This is a genomic window from Bradyrhizobium sp. UFLA01-814, assembly GCF_046718885.1.
Taxonomy (GTDB): Bacteria; Pseudomonadota; Alphaproteobacteria; order Rhizobiales; family Xanthobacteraceae; genus Bradyrhizobium; species Bradyrhizobium elkanii.
On the sequence record NZ_JAQOSR010000025.1, the window covers coordinates 1 to 17,447 of the forward strand.

The window sequence follows — 17,447 nt, forward strand, 5'->3', positions numbered from 1 at the left end:
GCCTGGTCGATCGTCCGCGCCAGCGCAATTTGCTGCTGATCGGCCTCGGCGGCGTCGGCATGATGGGCCTGTCATTCGCGCAGGCGATGTTCAAGCAGCCGATCACGGTTGCCGATCTCAGCCCCGCGGCGCGCGAGACCGCGCTGAAGAATGGCGCGGCGGCCGCCTATGACCCGGCAGAGCCCGATGTCGTCAAGCGCATGCTGAAGGAGAGCGACGGTGGCTTCGACGGCGTCGTCGACTTTGCCGGCAACGAGAAGTCGATGGCGTTTGCGGTGTCGACGGTCGCGCGCGGCGGCAAGATCGTGGTGTCCGGCCTGATGGGCGGCCAGTTCACGCTGCCGATGGTGCAGTGGGTGTACAAGCGCATGACCATCGAAGGCTTCATGGTGGGCACGCTGGCCGAAGGTCAGGAATTGATGGCGCTGGCCCGCGCCGGCAAGATCAAGCCGACGCCGATGAAGGAAGAGCCGATGGCCGATGTCCAGAAATGGATCGACGAGCTGCGCGCCGGCAAGGTCGTGGGACGCATCGTCTTGAAGAACTAGAGCATGATCCGGAAAATGTGACGCGGTTTTCCGAAAGATCATGCTGACACATGACGTCCCGCCGGTGCTGCTACCGCCGGCGGGTGCTGCCGCTCCGGTGGAACCCGCTTTCGAACGAAGCCATCGTTCGGTTCGTGTTCCGCAGCCACCGGCCCGCCGCAATTGCGGCACCCCGCGAGCCCCAATTAAGCCCTACCCGTTCCGGATTTGCGGCGCATTGCGACCCAACTCTTTGCCGAGATTGGGATCTCCAGCGTTTGCGTAAAAAAAGAGATACCGGGGACGCGTATGTCAAATCGTTCAGCGAAATTCGCTGCGGCGCTTGCCGCCAGCATGCTGGCCGGCGCCAGTTTCGGCGCCATGGCCCAGACCGCCGCCAATACGGCCAATAGCACCAACACGGCGGACACCTGTCTGTCCGCGCCCAAGGGAACCGCGCCTGCGGGAAGCCACTGGTTCTACCATCTCGATCGCAGCAAGAAGAAGTGCTGGTATCTAGGCGAGGCCAAGAACAAGGCGGCCAAGACGGCGACCACGACCGCACAGCAGCCGCCAGCGGCAGCCGCGCCCGATACCACAACGGCCGACGCGACGCCGCCACAGAGCCAGGCAGCGCCGCAGAGCCAGCCCGCGCCGCAGCAGCCGGCGATGCGCAAATCCGTCGCCGATGCCCATGCCGAATGGCCCTCACCGCAGGTCGCGGCCGTGCCTGCGCCAAGCGCCGACGCCACCCAGGCCGGTGGAACGGCAGCCGCGACCGATCCGGCAGCACCGGGTGCCAACGCCCAGCCGTCCGACGTGAACGCCAGGTGGCTGGATGCCTCGAGCATGGCCGGAACCAACGGAACCCGGCGCGCCGCGGACCCGCCGACCGTGGTCGCGCAGGCTGACGCGACACCGCAACAGGCGGCCGCGCCGGCGCCTGCCGCCACAGCCGAGGCGTCGGTGGAGAAATCATCGTCGACGCAGATGTTGCTGATCGTGATGGTTGGAGCGCTGGCGCTGGCCGGCATGGTCAGCGCGCTCGTGTTCGGGCTGACCCGCAGGCGCTCGGCGCCCTACCAGACCGAGGACGAGTGGCACGCGCCGTGGGATTCGCTGCACACCGAGCCGGCGCCCCCGATGGCAGTTGTCAGCCGGGACCGTCCGCTGCGTCTGTCCGAGGCTGCGCCGCGCCGCGCCGAGACACCCGTGCCGCGCCATGCCGAGACGCCTCCCGCTCCACGCCGCGCCGAGACGTCGGCTGCTCGCCGGGAGACTGCGCGCGATCGGGACCAAAGAGAGCAAGACAACAAGCAGATCGCCGCGATGCTGCAGCGGCTTGCGCGCAGCGCTGCAAACTAAGGCATGATCCGGAAAAGCGTGAAGCGGTTTTCCGAAAAGATCATGCCCCAACAAGAAGCCAAAGCGCGATGACGACCCAACCGGATTTCATCGCGCTTTAGCGTGCGCTGAAGGAAATGACCGTGATGCGATCCCCCGCGATCGCGTCACGGCTTCAACCTGCTACTTCTCGAGCTGACGCTGCAGGCCGCGCACGAATTCGGTGAGGCCGGTGCGGCGCTCGCGCTTGAGGCGCTCGGCCTTCAGGATCGACTGCACCTCGGCAAATGCATCGTCGACGTTGTGGTTGACGACGATGTAGTCGTATTCCGCCCAATGGCTCAGCTCATGACTGGCGCGGCTCATCCGTCCGCGGATGACCTCTTCCGAATCCTGCGCCCGGGTATGCAGCCGCTTCTCGAGATCGGCGGCCGACGGCGGCAGGATGAACACCCGCACCACGTCGGCGCTGGCTTTCTGGTGGAGCTGTTGCGTGCCCTGCCAGTCGATATCGAACAGAACGTCCCGCCCCACCGACAGGGCGGCCTCGACCGGCGCGCGCGGCGTGCCGTAGCGGTTGTCGAATACGGTGGCCCATTCGAGCAGTTCACCGTGCTCGACCATCGTCCCGAACTTCTTCTTGTCGACGAAGAAATAGTCGCGGCCCTCGACCTCGCCCGGCCGCATCGGCCGCGTCGTCGCCGACACCGACATCTTCAGGCCCGGCTCGTGCTCCAGCAGCATGCGCGACAGCGTGGTCTTGCCGGCGCCCGAGGGCGACGACAGGACGAACATCAGTCCGCGCCGCTCAACGCCGTCAAAACCCTGCGCCGTCATCATTCACTCCAGATTCTGTACCTGTTCGCGGAACTGCTCGACCACGTTCTTCATTTCAAGCCCGGTGTTGGTCAGCTCGACGTCATTCGACTTCGAGCAGCAGGTGTTCACCTCGCGATTGAATTCCTGGGCGAGGAAGTCGAGCCGGCGTCCGACCGGACCGCCCTTGCCGATCATCTCGCGTGCCTGGGCGATGTGCGAGGCGATGCGGTCGAGCTCCTCGCGGATGTCGGCCTTGGTGGCGATCAGGATCGCCTCCTGGTTCAGGCGGTCGGCATCGAAGCGGTCGGAGGTCTCGAGCAGGGCCGCGATCTGCTCGGCAAGCCGCGCCTTGATCGCCTCGGGCTTGCGGCCGGGAGCGGTCTCGGCGCGCTTGGCGAGCCGCTCGATCTCGTCCATCCGCTGCATCAGGATCTGCCCCAGCGCATCGCCCTCGCGGCGGCGCATCTCGACAAGGCTGCCGAGCGCCTGCTCGAAGGCCATCGCCGCCGCCTCGCGCGCCGCCTTGTCCTCGTCCTCGTTGCTCTCGGGCTCGACCACCTCGATGACGCCCTTGATGCCGAGCAGTCCGTCGATGCTCGGTGCCACCGCGTCGATCCGCTGCGCGAGCGTGCCGGCGACCTTCACCACGGCGGCGAGCACGTCCTCATTGATCCGGATCGTCTGCGCCGCGTCGGTGCGCTTGACGCTGAGATTGGCGTAGACCGTGCCGCGCGACAGCAGCTCGCCGGCCCGCTTCTTGGCAAGCGCTTCCAGTTCGTCCCAGCCCGGCGGAAGCCGCAACCGCAGGTCAAAGCCCTTGGCATTGACCGACTTCAGCTCCCACTCGAACGTATAGGGACCGCTTGCGCCATGGCTTCGGGCAAAGCCAGTCATGCTCGACAGCGCCATCGCGTGAACTCTCCAACAGAAGGATATGGGACTCACCCGGAGCCTGCGAGACTCGTGGGGAGCCGGTGCGACCTTAAAACGGATTCCGTGAAAGTGGAATTACGTTCCACCTCCGGAAACGCAGAGCTACAGCATGATCCGGAAAAGTGTGAAGCGGTTTTCCGAAAGATCGTGCTCAAACAAGAAGCTAAAGCGCGACGATCGCATCGCGCTTTAGCGCTGCACCACCGGCGGCGAATTGGTCTGCTGGGCTGCGCCCTGCCGACCGCGCGGCGGCTTCTTTTGATTGGTGGGCTTCGGCGTCGTCGCCGTGGGATTGGTGTCGGCGCCGGGCGCCGCGGCGGCAGGCGCCGGATCATCCGCGGGCTCGACCGTGTCATTCTGGATCTGCTTCTCCGACGCGCGCAGCTTGGCGACGTTCTTCGCGTGCTGGTCGTAGGTTTCGGTGAAGGCGTGGCCGCCGGTTCCATCGGCGACGAAAAACAGGTCGCGGGTACGCGCCGGGTTGGCGGTCGCCTCCAGCGAGGCGCGGCCGGGATTGGCGATCGGCCCGGGCGGCAGGCCGTCGATCACATAGGTGTTGTAGGGCGAGGGCTGCGTGATCTCGCTGCGCTTGATCGGACGGCCCAGCGTTCCCTTGCCGCCCACCAGTCCGTAGATGATGGTCGGATCGGACTGCAGCTTCATCCGCTGGCGCAGGCGGTTGACGAACACGGCGGCGACGCGGCTGCGCTCGTCGGCGCGGCCGGTCTCCTTCTCGACGATCGAGGCCAGCGTCACCAGCTGGTCCGGCGATTTCAGCGGCGTGTCGGTGTTGCGGCGTTCCCAGATTTCGGCGAGCACGCGCTTCTGCGCCTGCTGCAGGCGCTGGATCACCTGGTCGCGCGTGGTGCCGCGCGGGAATTTGTAGGTCTCCGGCAGCAGAGTGCCCTCGCGCGGGATCTCGCGCACCGAGCCGGTGAAGATGTCGTTGTCGGAGAGCCGCGTCACGATCTGCTCGGAAGTCAGGCCTTCCGGTATCGTGATGGCGTGCTGCACCACCTTGCCGTCGACGATGGTGGCGATGACGTCGCGCAGGCTGGCATTCTTCTGGAACGAATATTCGCCGGGCTTGAGATCGGAGCTTGCCTTCAGCGCGAACACGCCGCCGATGAAGACCCACGGGTTGACGTTGATCACGCCTTCACGCGAGAGCACGTCGGCGATGTCTCGCTTGCCGGCGCGCGCCGGGATGTTGACGATCTTGTCTTCCTGCAGCGGTCCCGGCGATTCCAGCGCCTGCTTGCCGTAGTAATACGTCGCTCCGGCGCCGATCATCAGGATGATCAGGATGGTGAAGATGGCATTGCCGACGATCACGAAGGGATTGCGGGCGCGATCCGAGCGCTTGGGCGGCGGCGGAAGCTGTTCGGGCTCCAGCGCGGCGCGTGGACTCCTCGGTGAAATGGGCGGCCTCTCACTCATCGATGCAAACCAATATCCTGCCGGTTGAATCGTGGCCGGACAAACCCCTGCCCTGCCAATAGCATACGCCCGCTATTAGGAGTCACCGCGGAATACGGCAAAACGGTGGACTAGTTCTAAAGACCTACTAATTGGTCACGCGCTGCACGATCACGGAGGCGTTTGTGCCGCCGAAACCGAAGGAATTGGACAGCGCCACATTGACGTCACGCTTGCGCGACGTATGCGGCACAAGATCGATCGCCGTTTGCACCGACGGATTGTCGAGATTGATGGTCGGCGGCACCACGTTATCGCGAATCGCCAGGATCGCGAAGATCGCCTCGATCGCGCCGGCCGCACCGAGCAGATGTCCGGTCGCGGACTTGGTCGACGACATCGAAACCTTCGAGGCCGCATTGCCGAGCAGACGCTCGACCGCGCCGAGCTCAATCTCGTCGCCGACCTGCGTCGAGGTGCCGTGCGCATTGATGTAGTCGAGGTCGGATGCCGCGAGGCCGGCGCGCTTCAGCGCCATGCTCATGCTGCGGAAGCCGCCATTGCCGTCCGGCGGCGGCGAGGTGATATGGAAGGCATCGCCCGACAGGCCATAGCCGGTGACCTCGGCATAGATCTTCGCGCCGCGGCGCTTCGCGTGCTCGTATTCCTCGAGCACGAGGACGCCGGCGCCCTCGCCCATCACGAAGCCGTCGCGATCCTTGTCATACGGCCGCGATGCCTTTTGCGGAGTGTCGTTGAAGCCGGTGGACAGCGCACGCGCCGCGCAGAAGCCGGCGATGCCGATGCGCGAGATCGGCGATTCGGCGCCGCCCGCGACCATCACCTCGGCGTCGCCGAGCGCGATCAGCCGCGCTGCGTCGCCGACCGCATGCGCGCCGGTTGAGCACGCCGTGACCACTGCATGATTGGGCCCCTTCAGGCCGTGCTCGATCGAGACGTAGCCGGAGGCCAGGTTGATCAGGCGGCCCGGAATGAAGAACGGAGAGACCCTGCGCGGTCCGCGCTCCTTCAGCAGCACCGCGGTCTCGGCAATGCCGGTGAGGCCGCCGATGCCGGAGCCGATCATCGTGCCGGTGGCGAACTGGTCCTCATCCGACTTCGGATGCCAGTTGGCATCGTCCAGCGCCTGCTTGGCCGCGCACATCGCATAGAGGATGAAGTCGTCGACCTTGCGCTGATCCTTCGGCTCCATCCACTGGTCGGGATTGAAGGTGCCGTTGGAGCCGTCGCCGCGCGGAATGTAGCAGGCGACCTGGCTCGGCAGGTCAGACACGTCGAACGTGTCGATCGTCTTGCCGCCGCTGTCTCCGGCGAGGATACGCGCCCAAGTTGCGTCAACGCCGCAGCCGAGCGGTGTAAGCATGCCCAGCCCCGTGACGACAACTCGTCTCATTTCCACGTCTCCGGCCAGCAATGCGCGGCTGATAATAAGAAGCCGGGGGACCGCTCGATCGCGGTCCGTCCGGCCCCGTCAAATTCGCGATCGGCGTCAGCTCTTCGCGTTCTTCTCAAGAAACTTGGTCGCGTCGCCGACGGTCAGAATGGTCTCCGCCGCGTCGTCGGGAATCTCGCAACCGAATTCTTCTTCAAATGCCATCACGAGCTCGACTGTGTCGAGGCTGTCGGCGCCGAGGTCATCGATGAAGCTCGCGCTATCGACCACCTTCTCGGGTTCGACACCAAGGTGCTCGACCACAATCTTCTTAACCCGCTCGCCAATCTCACTCATCGTTCAACCTCGTTGTTCCATTGGACCCGACCCCAAGACGATACGAGCCATCGTGGTCGTCTCGATTACTCAGTCGCGCATAGTCTTGATTCGGCCCGGTCGTAGCCGACTAAAGCCCCGGCGAACGGCAGGCGTCGCCACGCCAATATACAGGGTTTCAAAATCCTGCAATGGCGTTCTTTGCCCATCCATGGGGGGTTCAGCTACCATACTTCCAAAGCCTTGACTACACGCCTGAACCGGCTCTCGAAAACGGCTTTTCGCCGCATTGCGAGAGCCAGCAAGCAGCTCAAATCATAGCCATCCCGCCGTTGACGTGAATCGTCTGTCCGGTGACGTAGGCGGCCTCGTTCGAGGCCAGATAGACCGCCGCAGCGGCGATGTCCTCGGGCGTTCCGAGGCGCGCCGCAGGAACCTTCGCAAGGATGGTTTCGCGCTGCTTGTCGTTGAGCGCATCCGTCATCGGCGTCTTGATGAAACCCGGCGCGATGCAATTGGCGGTCACGCCGCGCTTGGCGTATTCGGCGCCTAGCGTCTTGATCAGGCCGATGATGCCGGCCTTCGACGCGGTGTAGTTGCCCTGCCCCGGATTGCCGGTGACGCCGACGATCGAGGTGATCGCGATGATGCGGCCGAAGCGCTTGCGCATCATCAGTTTGGTCGCGGCGCGCGCAAGGCGGAACGTCGCGGTCAGGTTGACCGCGATCACGTCGTCCCAATCCTCGTCGCGCAACTGCACGAACAGGTTGTCGCGGGTGATGCCGGCGTTGGCGATCAGGATGTCGACCTGCCCCATCGCGGCTTCCGCTGCCGGCACCAGCGCCTCGACGTCATCCTTGCTGGAGAGATTGCAGGGCAGCACGTGCACGCGCTCGCCGAGCTTGGCCGCAAAGCCGTCCAGCACCTCACGCCGCGTCCCCGAGATCGCGACCGTCGCGCCCTGCGCATGCAGCGCCTGCGCGATCGCGCCGCCGATGCCGCCGGTTGCGCCCGTGACGAGCGCCGTCTTGCCAGTCAGATCAAACATCGAATTCTCCTTCCGGCTGCTTCAAGCCGAAGCTGCGAGCGCGTCCTTGGCCGCAGCGATATCGTTCGGACCGCCGACGGACACGCCGACCGCGCCGTCGGCAATGCGCTTGACGAGGCCGCTCAGCACCTTGCCGGCGCCGATCTCGAAGAACCGCGTCACGCCCTGCCCTGCCATATAGGCAACCGACTCGCGCCAGCGCACCGTCCCCGTGACCTGTTCGATCAGGCGGCGGCGGATCTCGTCGGGATCGGTGATGGCGGAGGCCAGCACGTTGGAGACGAGCGGCGCCGCAGGCGCCTTGATGGTCACGCCGGACAGCGCCTCTGCCATCGCATCGGCCGCGGGCTGCATCAGCTTGCAGTGGAACGGCGCCGACACCGGCAGCAGCATGGCGCGCTTGGCGCCCTTGGTCTTGGCGATTTCGACCGCCCGATCGACCGCGGCCTTGTCGCCGGAGACCACCACCTGGCCGCCGCCATTGTCGTTGGCGGCCTGGCAGACTTGTCCCTGCGCCGCCTCGTTGGCGACCGCCACGGCGGTTTCGTAGTCGAGACCGAGCAGCGCGGCCATCGCACCGACGCCGACGGGCACCGCCTTCTGCATCGCGAGCCCGCGGGTGCGGAGCAGCCGCGCGGTGTCGCTGACGGAGAGGCTCCCGGCGGCGGCCAGCGCCGAATACTCGCCGAGCGAGTGCCCGGCAACGAAGGCCGCGTTGCGGCCGACCGAGAAGCCGGCCTCGCTCTCGAGCACGCGCAAAGTGGCGATCGACACCGCCATTAGCGCCGGCTGGGCATTTTCGGTGAGCTGCAATGTCTCACCGGGACCATCCCAGATGATCGCGGTCAGCTTCTCGCCCAGCGCGGAATCGACCTCGTCGAACACCGCCTTGGCCGCCGGAAAGGCGTCGGCCAGGGCCTTGCCCATGCCAACCGCCTGCGAGCCCTGCCCGGGAAACGTAAATGCTGCCGTCATCGGCGATCCCTACCTTGTTGAGCGTGATCTCCGCGCAGGCGCTTTACGCCTGCCGCAGGGGAAAACGGTATCCGCGTCGCGCAAAACGCGCCACAGCGGGTCCGGGCCACTCCTTGCAAACCAAGCCTTAACAACCAGCCTTGGCAATCAGGCCTTGGCAACCAAGCCATGGCAACCAAGCCATGGCAACCAAGCCATGGCAACCAAGCCATGGCAACCAAGCCATGGCAACCGGCCTCGGACCGGGCCGTAAGACACTGACGGAGGCGGTGCTGTCAAGCCGCGACGGAGGAACCCTGGGGATGCCGGTCCGGCTCCGGGCTAGAACCCGCCGGCATTCTGGTCGGCGTTAACCTTGGCGCCGGCCCTCGCCCGGCGTGCACTGTTGACCAGCTGGCCCGGACGATCCTCGTTGGCGGGCCTGGCGGTCGCAAGCCGCAGCACGGCGGCGTAGCCCGGCTGCACTTCCATCCGGCCAGCATAGCGGCTTTCGCTCAGGATGCGGTGGACGCGCGGCAGGTTGTAGCAGGGCACGTAGAACAGCAAATGATGCTCGAGGTGATAGTTCACGAAGTACGGCGCGATGAACAGACGCTCGAGGACGTTGGCCCGCGTGGTGCGGGTGTTGCGCAGGGGATCGGAGCTGTCAGGCACGACGGCGTGTTCGGCGATGTTGCGGATGCGCGTGATCACCATCATCCAGGTCAGCAGCGGCACCAGCCACAACAGCGGATAGGCCCACCACACGCCCGCGGCGGCGAGCCCCGCGAACAGCAGCGCGTTGGTGACGCATTGCGGCCCGAGCTTCTGCCAGAAGTTGGCGGCGCGCCGCGACAGCGGCCACTCCTTCGGCCCGATCGCATTGAGCAATTGCGCCTTGCGCTGCTGGTAGCCGGTCTGCCCGGTGATATCGCGGAAGAACTTTCGGCGGTAGCTCATCTTCGTGATCGGAAACGGCGCCGACAGCACGAGATCTGGATCATCCTCCTGCTGCGTCCGCGCATGATGCTGCAGATGATAGCGGCGATAGCCGCGGGTCTCCGCGAAGATCGGATAGGCGCAGAACCACTGGCTCAGCGTCAGATTGGTCCTCTCGTCCGCCGACAGACAGCCGTGCGCCCCGTCATGCATCAGGATCGCGAGCCCGAGCTGGCGCGAGCCGATGATCGCAACCGCGAGCAGATAGGTCAGCGGATTGGGCCACCACGCGACCAGCGCGATCGCGCCCAGGATCAGCGCCCAGGCGTGCACGATCAGGGCTGCGCCTTTCCACGTCGTGCGCTCGCGCACCGCGACCAGTTCGTCCTCGGTCAGGAAATCGCGGGCTCGCATGCGAAGCGCGGTCATGTGCTTGTCTCCCCGTCCGTTGAGGATGAAGTGTTGGGATCGCCGACCAGGCGCAACCGCGTCGCATCATTGGCCGACGTTGAAGTTGATGTCGCCTGCTCGCCGAGCGCGCGCAGCAATTCGCGGCACATTTCCTCGGAGCCACGGCCCATGGCGAAACCTTCGACGATCACGCCGATCGCAATTGCCCAGAACCGCCGCGAGCTCTCCTCGGGCGCGCGCAGCGAGCGCCAGCCATGGCGCTCGACCTGGCCCGCATAGGCGCGCGCGCCCTCGCTGTGCAGGCGCTCGATGGTGCGCTCGACGAGCGGCGCGAGATCCTGCCGGCGCCGCGTGAGGGTCAAGGCCTCCGCGAAAAAGGCAACCGTGTCGGTCGCGGTCACGGTCTCGGCCAGGGCGTGGGTGTAGTCCCGCGGGGTGTGGGCATTCAGGGCAGCCTGTTCGGTCGCGCGCGCGAGATAGAGCATGTCGCGGCTGGCGGCTTCGACGAACAGCGCTTCCTTGGTGCGGAAGTAATAGGTGATCTGGCTCGGAAAGGCGTCGGCGGCCGCGGCGATATCGGAGATCGAGGTGCCCGAGAGCCCGCGCTCCTTGAACAGGCGGCTGGCGGCATCAAGCAGCAGCGAGCGCATCTTGCGCCCCGCCGACCGCGTCGCGCGGACCGCGTGCTTCGGATCGGGCGCAGACATGCCGCTAGCGGTCTCCGAACCCATATCTCGTCCTCCCAGAGATATTTGTATGACATACAAACAAAGAAATCAACGGGAAAACGCCTGAGGTTGCGTCAAACTGCCTGGAGGGCTACGACGCCTCGCGCATCCGGAGGCCGAGAACCCTTGCTTTCGCGGCCAAAATCCGTATAAGCGCGCCATTCGTGGGCTCCGGCCGGGAGCTGAACGGACGGTCTCAGCAAACTCACCCGTTGATTTTGATGTGGCAGGGCCAGTCGGCCCGTCGTCCCGTGCTCCCGCCTTCTGAGCAGCTCGAGTCCTTTCCGAAGGTCTCGAAGGGCTTGTCGCCGGAAACCGCGCCAACACAGGAAAGGACAACCATGCCTCTTTATGAGCATGTTTTTCTCGCGCGTCAGGATGCGAGCACCCAGCAGGTGGATGAACTGACGGCCCAGATGACGGGGATCGTCGAACAGGGCGGCGGCAAGGTCACCAAGACCGAGAGCTGGGGCGTGCGCTCCCTCACCTACCGCATGAACAAGAACCGCAAGGCGCATTTCGTGCTGATGAACATCGACGCACCGTCGGCTGTGGTCACCGAGATCGAGCGCCAGGAGCGGATCAACGAAGACGTCATCCGCTATCTCACCGTGCGCGTCGAAGAGCACGAGGAAGGCCCGTCCGCGATGATGCGCAAGGCCGACCGCGATCGCGAGCGCGATGACCGTGGTGGTGGCTTCCGTGGCGACCGCGAAGGCGGCTTCCGTGGTGACCGCGATGGTGGTGGTTTCCGTGGCGACCGTGGCCCGCGCCGTCCGCGCGAAGAAGAAGCTGCGACCGAGGAGTAATGAATCATGGCTGATGCTGGTGCCCGCCGTCCGTTTTTCCGTCGTCGCAAGTCCTGCCCGTTCACGGGCGCGAATGCGCCGAAGATCGACTACAAGGACTCCAAGCTGCTGATGCGTTACGTCTCCGAGCGCGGCAAGATCGTGCCGAGCCGCATCACGGCCGTGTCCGCCAAGAAGCAGCGTGAGCTCGCCCGCGCCATCAAGCGCGCGCGCTTCCTCGGCCTGCTGCCTTACGTCATTCGTTAATTGACGACGGCCGGCGGCACGCGCCGCCGGCCGCTCATTCTCATAAGGCTTCCGGGTCGTCCGGTCGCCGATGGTTGGGGTTCTCGATGCAGGACCCCTAACCGCTCGAAGGGGGCGGGACAGCTGATGATCGGAATATTCACCGTTGCACTCGCAGCCGGCGCCGCGTCGGCGCTGATGTTCGCCTCGATCAGTTCGGGCGCGCTGATCTCCATATTGCTGTTCTATCTCGCATCGCTGCCGATCATGGTGGCGGCGCTCGGCTGGGGTCCCCTCACCGCCGCTATTGGTGGAGTGGGTGCGGCATCCGTGCTCGGCACGATCTTCGGCCTTCCCTACAGCATCGCGTTTGCCATGATGGTCGCCGTGCCCGGCTGGTGGCTCGGCCACCTCGCCCTGCTCGGACGGCCGATCGCGGGCGCAGCCGGCGACAGCGCCGAGCAGCAGCCGCCTGCGCTTGAATGGTACCCCGTCGGCCGCATCCTGCTCTGGATTGCAGCCTTCGCCATCGTTACCACGACCGCCGCGCTGCTCACGCTCGGTACCGATACCGACACCATCACCGGCACGCTACGGCGCGGCCTGCTCAAGATGCTCAGCGCCGGCGAAGCGCAGCCCAGCGGTGACATCGAACGGCTGGTCGACGCGTTGGTGATCTTCGCGCCGCTCGCGGCGACGGTCATCTCCATGGTGACGCTGACGCTGAACCTTTGGCTCGCCGGCAAGATCACGCAAACCTCCGGGCGACTGAACCGACCGTGGCCGGAGTTCCGTCGCACCGCGCTCCCCGCCGTGACGCTGGTCGCGCTGATCGTGGCGGTCGGCGCCAGCTTCGTCGGCGGCATGCTTGCGCTGCTGGCGCAGATCGTCGCGACGGCGCTCGTGATCGCCTATGCGCTGGTCGGCTTCGCGGTGCTGCACACCTTGACGCTGTCGCTCGCCAATCGCGGCTTCTGGCTCGGCGGCGTCTACGCCGTCGTCGCCATGTTCGGCTGGCCAATCGTGGCGATGTTCGCGCTCGGCATCGCCGACGCCGTGTTCGGGCTGCGCCGGCGCTATCTGCAAACAAGACCGCCGCCATTGCCCGCGGCCTGAGATTCGATCCAACCGCTTAAACCCGTACTTAGCATCCAAAGGAGAACGAAAATGGAAGTCATTCTGCTCGAACGCGTTGCCAAGCTTGGCCAGATGGGCGAAGTCGTGCGCGTCAAGGACGGGTTCGCCCGCAACTTCTTGCTGAAGCGCGGCAAGGCGCTGCGCGCCACCGAGGCGAACCGCGCCAAGTATGACGGCATGAAGGCCGAGCTCGAGGCCAACAACATCAAGGCCAAGGGCGAAGCGTCCGTGGTCGCCGAGAAGATCGACGGCCGCGACATCGTTATCATCCGCCAGGCTTCCGAATCCGGCCAGCTGTTCGGCTCGGTCACGGTGCGCGACATCGTCACCGCGCTGGCCGCCGACGGCGTGACGGTCTCCCGTCCGCAGGTCTGGCTCGACTCGCCGATCAAGGTGATCGGCGCGCAGAAGGTGACGATCGCGGTTCACCCCGAGGTCGAGACCAGCGTCACCGTGACGGTCGCCCGCTCCGCCGAAGAGGCCGAGCGGATCAAGCGCGGCGAAGACATCTCGACCCGCCAGGAAGACCAGGACGCTGCCGCCGAGGCGCTCGCCGCCGCCGGCGAATTCTTCGATCCGGAAGCCCAGCACGACGAGGAAGCCGCGCCGGCTCCGGCCGCCGAAGAGAAGTAAGCTTCTCTGCATCGCTCAACCGAAGAGAGCATCGGTTCTGAACCGATGCTCTCGATTCTGGTTTTGACGCGTGTTCTTCACGCGAACCGGTATCCAGTTCGCTCGAAAACGCTACGAAGCCCGGCCTCGATCAGGCCGGGCTTTGGATTCGTGCCGCCGCCTGATCGTCGAGCATGGCGATCGATGCCAAAGCGGTCGCGGTGTGCTTCTCCTTGCCGTCGATGACGCAGAACACGTCGGCCGCAACGACGGCGACCTGACGTCCCGGCTTGATCACGCGCGCCCGGCAGATCAGGCGATCGCCCGACGCCGGCGACAGCAGGTTCAGCTTGTACTCCGCCGTCAGCGCCGGCTGGCCGCGCGACGTCGCCGCTGCGATCGTGGTGGCGTTGTCGACCAGAAACGCCGTCACCCCGCCGTGAAACAGCCCGTGCTGCTGCAACAGCTCCGGACGGCGGTCGACCGCGAGCGTGCACGTGCCGCGCGACAGCTCGGCCACCTCGGCACCGACAAGACCCATGAAGCCCTGCCGGCCGACATTGTCGCGAATTCGTGTCGCGATCGGCGCAAAGTCCGGATCGGTCTCGCTCATGACGTTCCTCCTGCTCGCTCAGGCGCACCCGGCGCCACCACTGCGCGGATCGCGCAGGCGATCAGCGTCTCGACCTGTTCGCGCGGATCGCCGCTATGGCGTCCCGACAGCCAGGCGCGGCAGAAGATCTGCGCCGGCCCAATGATCTGGCTGAAGAACAGCACAGCGCTCATCGGCAGCAATTCGCCGCGCGCGAGCAGCGGCGCGCGCCAGCGCTCGATGCCATCGGTGAGTCGCGAATTCTCGGAGCGCTGCGCACCGCGCACCTCCTCGCCCCACTCGCTGCGTGAAATCTCGAACAGGAAGCGCGCCTCGCGCCTGAAGGTCACGACCCAATCGAGATGGGCGTGGATCAGCCGCGCGACGCCCTCGCCGGCGCCGCAGCTGTCGTCGACGGAGGTGATGATCGCGGCGTGATAGGCCTGCAGGATTTCCAGGAACAGGGTGCCGGCGAGCTCCTTCTTCGAGGTGAAGAAGTGGAAGAAGCTGCCGTTGGACGCGCGGGCGCAGGAGCGGATCTCGGCCACCGTCGCGCCCTCAAATCCGTCGCGGTCGAACACCGCCAGTCCCGCCGCCAGCAGATCTTCGCGCGCCGTGCTCAAGTCGTCCTCTCCTGACTAGATTAACACTCTAGAGCATCACTCTAATGATGGTCAAACGAATGCGCCGGACCTTGCGGCCCGGCGTTGGCGATTACTTCGAGGTCGGAGCTTCCGGCGGGCCGGAGCCTGGCGTCGTGGGCGGTGGCGGCGGCGGCGCCGTCGCAGTCACCGGCGGCGCGGCTGGCGCCGGAGCGGGAGATGCGGCTGCGGCCGGCTCGGATGCGGCAGGCGCAGCCGCCGCAGGCGCCGGTGTGACCTGCGGAACCGGATCGGATCGCACGGCAGCCGGTTCGCCGCCGCCATTGCTCTTCGGCGCGTCGACCTTTGCCGTGTCGGGCTCGGCGGCAGGCTTCGCCGGCTTCTCGGCTTCACCCTTGTCATCGTGCCGGGTGGACGTCTTGGGTTCGGTCTTGGGTTCTGTCTTGGACTCGTCGTTGGTCGCCGCGCCCTTGGGCGTCTCCTCGGACTTCGGCTCCTCGACGGGCTTGCCGCGGCGGCCGTGCTTCTGACGCGACGGCTTGCCCTCGCCCACGGCCTGCGGCGTCTGGCCGTCATCCGGCTTCGCGCCTTCCGGCGTCTCGCTCGGGCGCGCCATCCGCTTGCCGTGGCGGCCCGGACGCCCTTCGGGATTCAAGCCATCGGCATCGGGTTTGGCGCCTTCCTGCGGCGCTGCATCCTGGTGCCGTCGGCGGGCCGGACGCTCGGACGGCTGCTCCGGCGACTGGTTGGCTTCCTGCCGGCCGTCCCGGCCCTTGGCGCCCTCCTTGGTCCCCTTGGGTTGATCCTTGGCCTGATAGCGCGGGTCGTTGGCGCCGTTCGAAATCAGATAGGACGCAAGCACGCCGGCCATGTCGCTGGACGTCGTGTAGTGCTGGCGCAGGAAGCCCGGCAGCGAACCGGCCGGCACCGACTTCAGCAGGCCGCGCGGGCTCTTGTGGCAAGCAGCGCAGGTGCTTGCGAAGATCTGGGAGGGGCTCTTACCGGCCTCGAGGTTTTGCGCTTGCGCCGAAACGGCTGACAGGCAGCCAATCAGAAGCGCCACCGTCGCCAGACTGAGGGCTCGGCTCAACATTCCTTAAGTCTCCAGATTCCGGAAAAATCGCCGCCAGCGCCTGATGGATCGGCCGCGGCGGTCACCTTTTAGCCGATTATCGCGCGAATGGAAGCGCGCCCATGACGCATCCACGCAATTGTCACATTTTGGAATATCGGCTTTGACCACAACGCTATAGCGCGATCTAATTCCCTGCCTATCTTGAGGTTGGGGACACATTGGGGTGATCAGCTCCGGTGGTGTCGGTGTGCAGCTTGCCGCTCCGTTGGTGTTTCGATGGACCGATTGTTGCGATACTTCTTGGGGCGCTTCATCCGCCGCGGTTCGATCACGTTCACGACCGCGAGCGGCGCTCAATTCACCTGCGGTGACGGCACGGGCGTACCGGTCGCCGTGCGCTTCGTGACGCGGGCGGCCGAACTCCGCATCCTGGTCGATCCCGAACTGTATCTCGGCGAAGCCTTCATGGACGGTACGTTCGTGGTGGAGCAAGGCACCATCGCCGACGTGCTGGCGGTCCTGATGGGTCAGGCAGCCATGCTGCCGAACTTTGCCAGGCTGCAGGCCTGGGTACGCTTCCTCGGACGCCGCGCCCAGCAGATCAATGTGCGCGGCCGATCCAGGAGCAATGTCGCCCGTCATTACGATCTGGACGGCCGCCTCTATTCGCTCTTCCTCGACGCGGACAAGCAATACAGCTGCGCCTATTTCGAGACACCGGACGCGACGCTGGACGATGCCCAGCTCGCCAAGAAGCGTCACCTCGCCGCAAAGCTCCTGATCAAGCCCGGCCACCGCATCCTCGACATCGGTTCCGGCTGGGGCGGCCTTGGGCTCTATCTCGCCGAGATGAGCGGCGCCGACGTCACCGGCGTCACGCTGTCGACCGAGCAGCTGCAGATTTCCAGCGCGCGGGCGGCGGAGCGGAACCTGGCGCACTCCGCGCGTTTCCTGATGCAGGACTACCGCGACATCCCCGGACCGTTCGACCGCATCGTTTCGGTCGGCATGTTCGAGCATGTCGGGGTCGCCTTCTATGAAACCTTCTTTGCGCGCTGCGCCGAACTTTTGAGCGACGACGGTGTCATGGTGCTGCATTCGATCGGGCGCTCGACCGGCCCCGATGTCACCAGCCCCTGGATCCGGAAGTACATCTTCCCCGGCGGCTACATTCCGGCGCTGTCCGAGGTCATGCCGGCGATCGAGAAGGCCGGCTTGCTGATCTGCGACATGGAGATCCTGCGCCTGCACTATGCCGAGACGCTGAAGGCGTGGCGCGAGCGTTTCATGGCGCGGCGCGAGGAGGCCGTGCGGCTCTACGACGAGACCTTTGCCCGGATGTGGGAATTCTATCTGGCAGCCTCGGAGATGTCGTTCCGCGTGCAGAACATGATGAACTTCCAGCTGCAGCTCACCAAGCGCCAGGGCATCGTCCCGATCACTCGCGACTATATCGGCGGCGAAGAAGCCCGTCTGCGGCTGAAGGAGGCCGGCGCGGCCAAGCCCCGGCTGCAACTCGCCGGCGAATAGGTCTAACGGAACAG

General features: G+C 65.7%; 19 protein-coding genes. 7 read left to right on the top strand and 12 right to left on the bottom strand.

Annotation, left to right across the window (positions count from 1 at the left end; translation table 11 throughout):
- Together PMN64_RS10355 and PMN64_RS10360 are read left to right on the top strand one after the other, a co-directional pair.
- Nucleotides 1–548 (top strand): zinc-binding dehydrogenase (locus PMN64_RS10355; RefSeq protein WP_411780612.1); only part of this gene is annotated, 548 nt, incomplete at its 5' end.
- A 288-nt stretch (nt 549–836) separates the two neighbouring features.
- A complete protein-coding gene (locus PMN64_RS10360) occupies nt 837–1,892 on the top strand; it encodes a hypothetical protein (RefSeq protein ID WP_411780613.1) in 1,056 nt (351 codons plus the stop codon).
- Between the two features lie 162 nt (nt 1,893–2,054).
- On the opposite strand, the gene gmk is transcribed toward PMN64_RS10360, so the two are convergent.
- From gmk to PMN64_RS10405, 9 genes are all read right to left on the bottom strand, one after another.
- Nucleotides 2,055–2,708 carry a guanylate kinase gene (gmk, locus tag PMN64_RS10365; RefSeq protein WP_411780614.1) on the bottom strand — a complete coding sequence of 218 codons (654 nt, stop codon included), beginning with the start codon at nt 2,706–2,708 and terminating at the stop codon, nt 2,055–2,057.
- Between the two features lie 3 nt (nt 2,709–2,711).
- The gene (locus PMN64_RS10370) at nt 2,712–3,599 is read right to left on the bottom strand and encodes a YicC/YloC family endoribonuclease (protein WP_172648060.1); all 888 of its coding nucleotides are present in this window, start codon (nt 3,597–3,599) and stop codon (nt 2,712–2,714) included.
- 213 nt (nt 3,600–3,812) lie between these two features.
- On the bottom strand, nt 3,813–5,063 hold the full coding sequence (gene mltG, locus PMN64_RS10375; RefSeq protein ID WP_016844279.1) for an endolytic transglycosylase MltG: 1,251 nt from the start codon (nt 5,061–5,063) through the stop codon (nt 3,813–3,815).
- 127 nt (nt 5,064–5,190) lie between these two features.
- The gene (gene fabF / locus PMN64_RS10380; protein ID WP_028344799.1) at nt 5,191–6,456 is read right to left on the bottom strand and encodes a beta-ketoacyl-ACP synthase II; all 1,266 of its coding nucleotides are present in this window, start codon (nt 6,454–6,456) and stop codon (nt 5,191–5,193) included.
- 96 nt (nt 6,457–6,552) lie between these two features.
- Nucleotides 6,553–6,792 (bottom strand): acyl carrier protein, encoded by a 240-nt coding sequence (locus PMN64_RS10385; protein WP_002716125.1) that lies wholly within the window; start codon nt 6,790–6,792, stop codon nt 6,553–6,555.
- 289 nt (nt 6,793–7,081) lie between these two features.
- A complete protein-coding gene (gene fabG / locus PMN64_RS10390; RefSeq protein ID WP_024581467.1) occupies nt 7,082–7,819 on the bottom strand; it encodes a 3-oxoacyl-[acyl-carrier-protein] reductase in 738 nt (245 codons plus the stop codon).
- Nucleotides 7,820–7,840: 21 nt separating this feature from the next.
- Nucleotides 7,841–8,794 (bottom strand): ACP S-malonyltransferase, encoded by a 954-nt coding sequence (gene fabD / locus PMN64_RS10395; protein WP_225159083.1) that lies wholly within the window; start codon nt 8,792–8,794, stop codon nt 7,841–7,843.
- 321 nt (nt 8,795–9,115) lie between these two features.
- Complete coding sequence (locus PMN64_RS10400; RefSeq protein ID WP_028344797.1) at nt 9,116–10,141, bottom strand: fatty acid desaturase family protein; 1,026 nt, start codon at nt 10,139–10,141, stop codon at nt 9,116–9,118.
- A complete protein-coding gene (locus PMN64_RS10405; RefSeq protein WP_411780615.1) occupies nt 10,138–10,854 on the bottom strand; it encodes a TetR/AcrR family transcriptional regulator C-terminal domain-containing protein in 717 nt (238 codons plus the stop codon). Before PMN64_RS10405 ends, PMN64_RS10400 begins: the two co-directional genes overlap by 4 nt.
- A 338-nt stretch (nt 10,855–11,192) precedes the next feature.
- On the opposite strand from PMN64_RS10405, the gene rpsF reads away from it, so the two are divergent.
- The 4 genes from rpsF (at nt 11,193) to rplI (ending at nt 13,655) form a co-directional block, all read left to right on the top strand.
- Entirely contained in the window at nt 11,193–11,660 is a 468-nt protein-coding gene (rpsF, locus tag PMN64_RS10410) for a 30S ribosomal protein S6 (protein WP_026192679.1), read from the top strand.
- 6 nt (nt 11,661–11,666) lie between these two features.
- Complete coding sequence (rpsR, locus tag PMN64_RS10415) at nt 11,667–11,906, top strand: 30S ribosomal protein S18 (RefSeq protein WP_016844287.1); 240 nt, start codon at nt 11,667–11,669, stop codon at nt 11,904–11,906.
- A gap of 126 nt (nt 11,907–12,032) precedes the next feature.
- Nucleotides 12,033–13,001: a hypothetical protein gene (locus tag PMN64_RS10420; RefSeq protein WP_411780616.1), complete on the top strand. Its 969-nt coding sequence runs from the start codon at nt 12,033–12,035 to the stop codon at nt 12,999–13,001.
- A gap of 51 nt (nt 13,002–13,052) precedes the next feature.
- Nucleotides 13,053–13,655 carry a 50S ribosomal protein L9 gene (rplI, locus tag PMN64_RS10425; RefSeq protein ID WP_212057593.1) on the top strand — a complete coding sequence of 201 codons (603 nt, stop codon included), beginning with the start codon at nt 13,053–13,055 and terminating at the stop codon, nt 13,653–13,655.
- Between the two features lie 130 nt (nt 13,656–13,785).
- Here rplI and PMN64_RS10430 read toward each other — a convergent pair whose 3' ends face one another.
- The 3 genes from PMN64_RS10430 to PMN64_RS10440 form a co-directional block, all read right to left on the bottom strand.
- Entirely contained in the window at nt 13,786–14,247 is a 462-nt protein-coding gene (locus PMN64_RS10430) for a PaaI family thioesterase (RefSeq protein WP_137482783.1), read from the bottom strand.
- Nucleotides 14,244–14,849 carry a TetR/AcrR family transcriptional regulator gene (locus PMN64_RS10435; protein ID WP_411780617.1) on the bottom strand — a complete coding sequence of 202 codons (606 nt, stop codon included), beginning with the start codon at nt 14,847–14,849 and terminating at the stop codon, nt 14,244–14,246. Before PMN64_RS10435 ends, PMN64_RS10430 begins: the two co-directional genes overlap by 4 nt.
- A gap of 91 nt (nt 14,850–14,940) precedes the next feature.
- Nucleotides 14,941–15,921, bottom strand: coding sequence for a hypothetical protein (locus PMN64_RS10440; RefSeq protein WP_411780618.1), 981 nt, complete (start codon nt 15,919–15,921; stop codon nt 14,941–14,943).
- A 258-nt stretch (nt 15,922–16,179) separates the two neighbouring features.
- On the opposite strand from PMN64_RS10440, the gene PMN64_RS10445 reads away from it, so the two are divergent.
- Nucleotides 16,180–17,433 carry a class I SAM-dependent methyltransferase gene (locus PMN64_RS10445; RefSeq protein ID WP_411780619.1) on the top strand — a complete coding sequence of 418 codons (1,254 nt, stop codon included), beginning with the start codon at nt 16,180–16,182 and terminating at the stop codon, nt 17,431–17,433.
- The last annotated feature ends 14 nt before the right edge of the window (nt 17,434–17,447 follow it).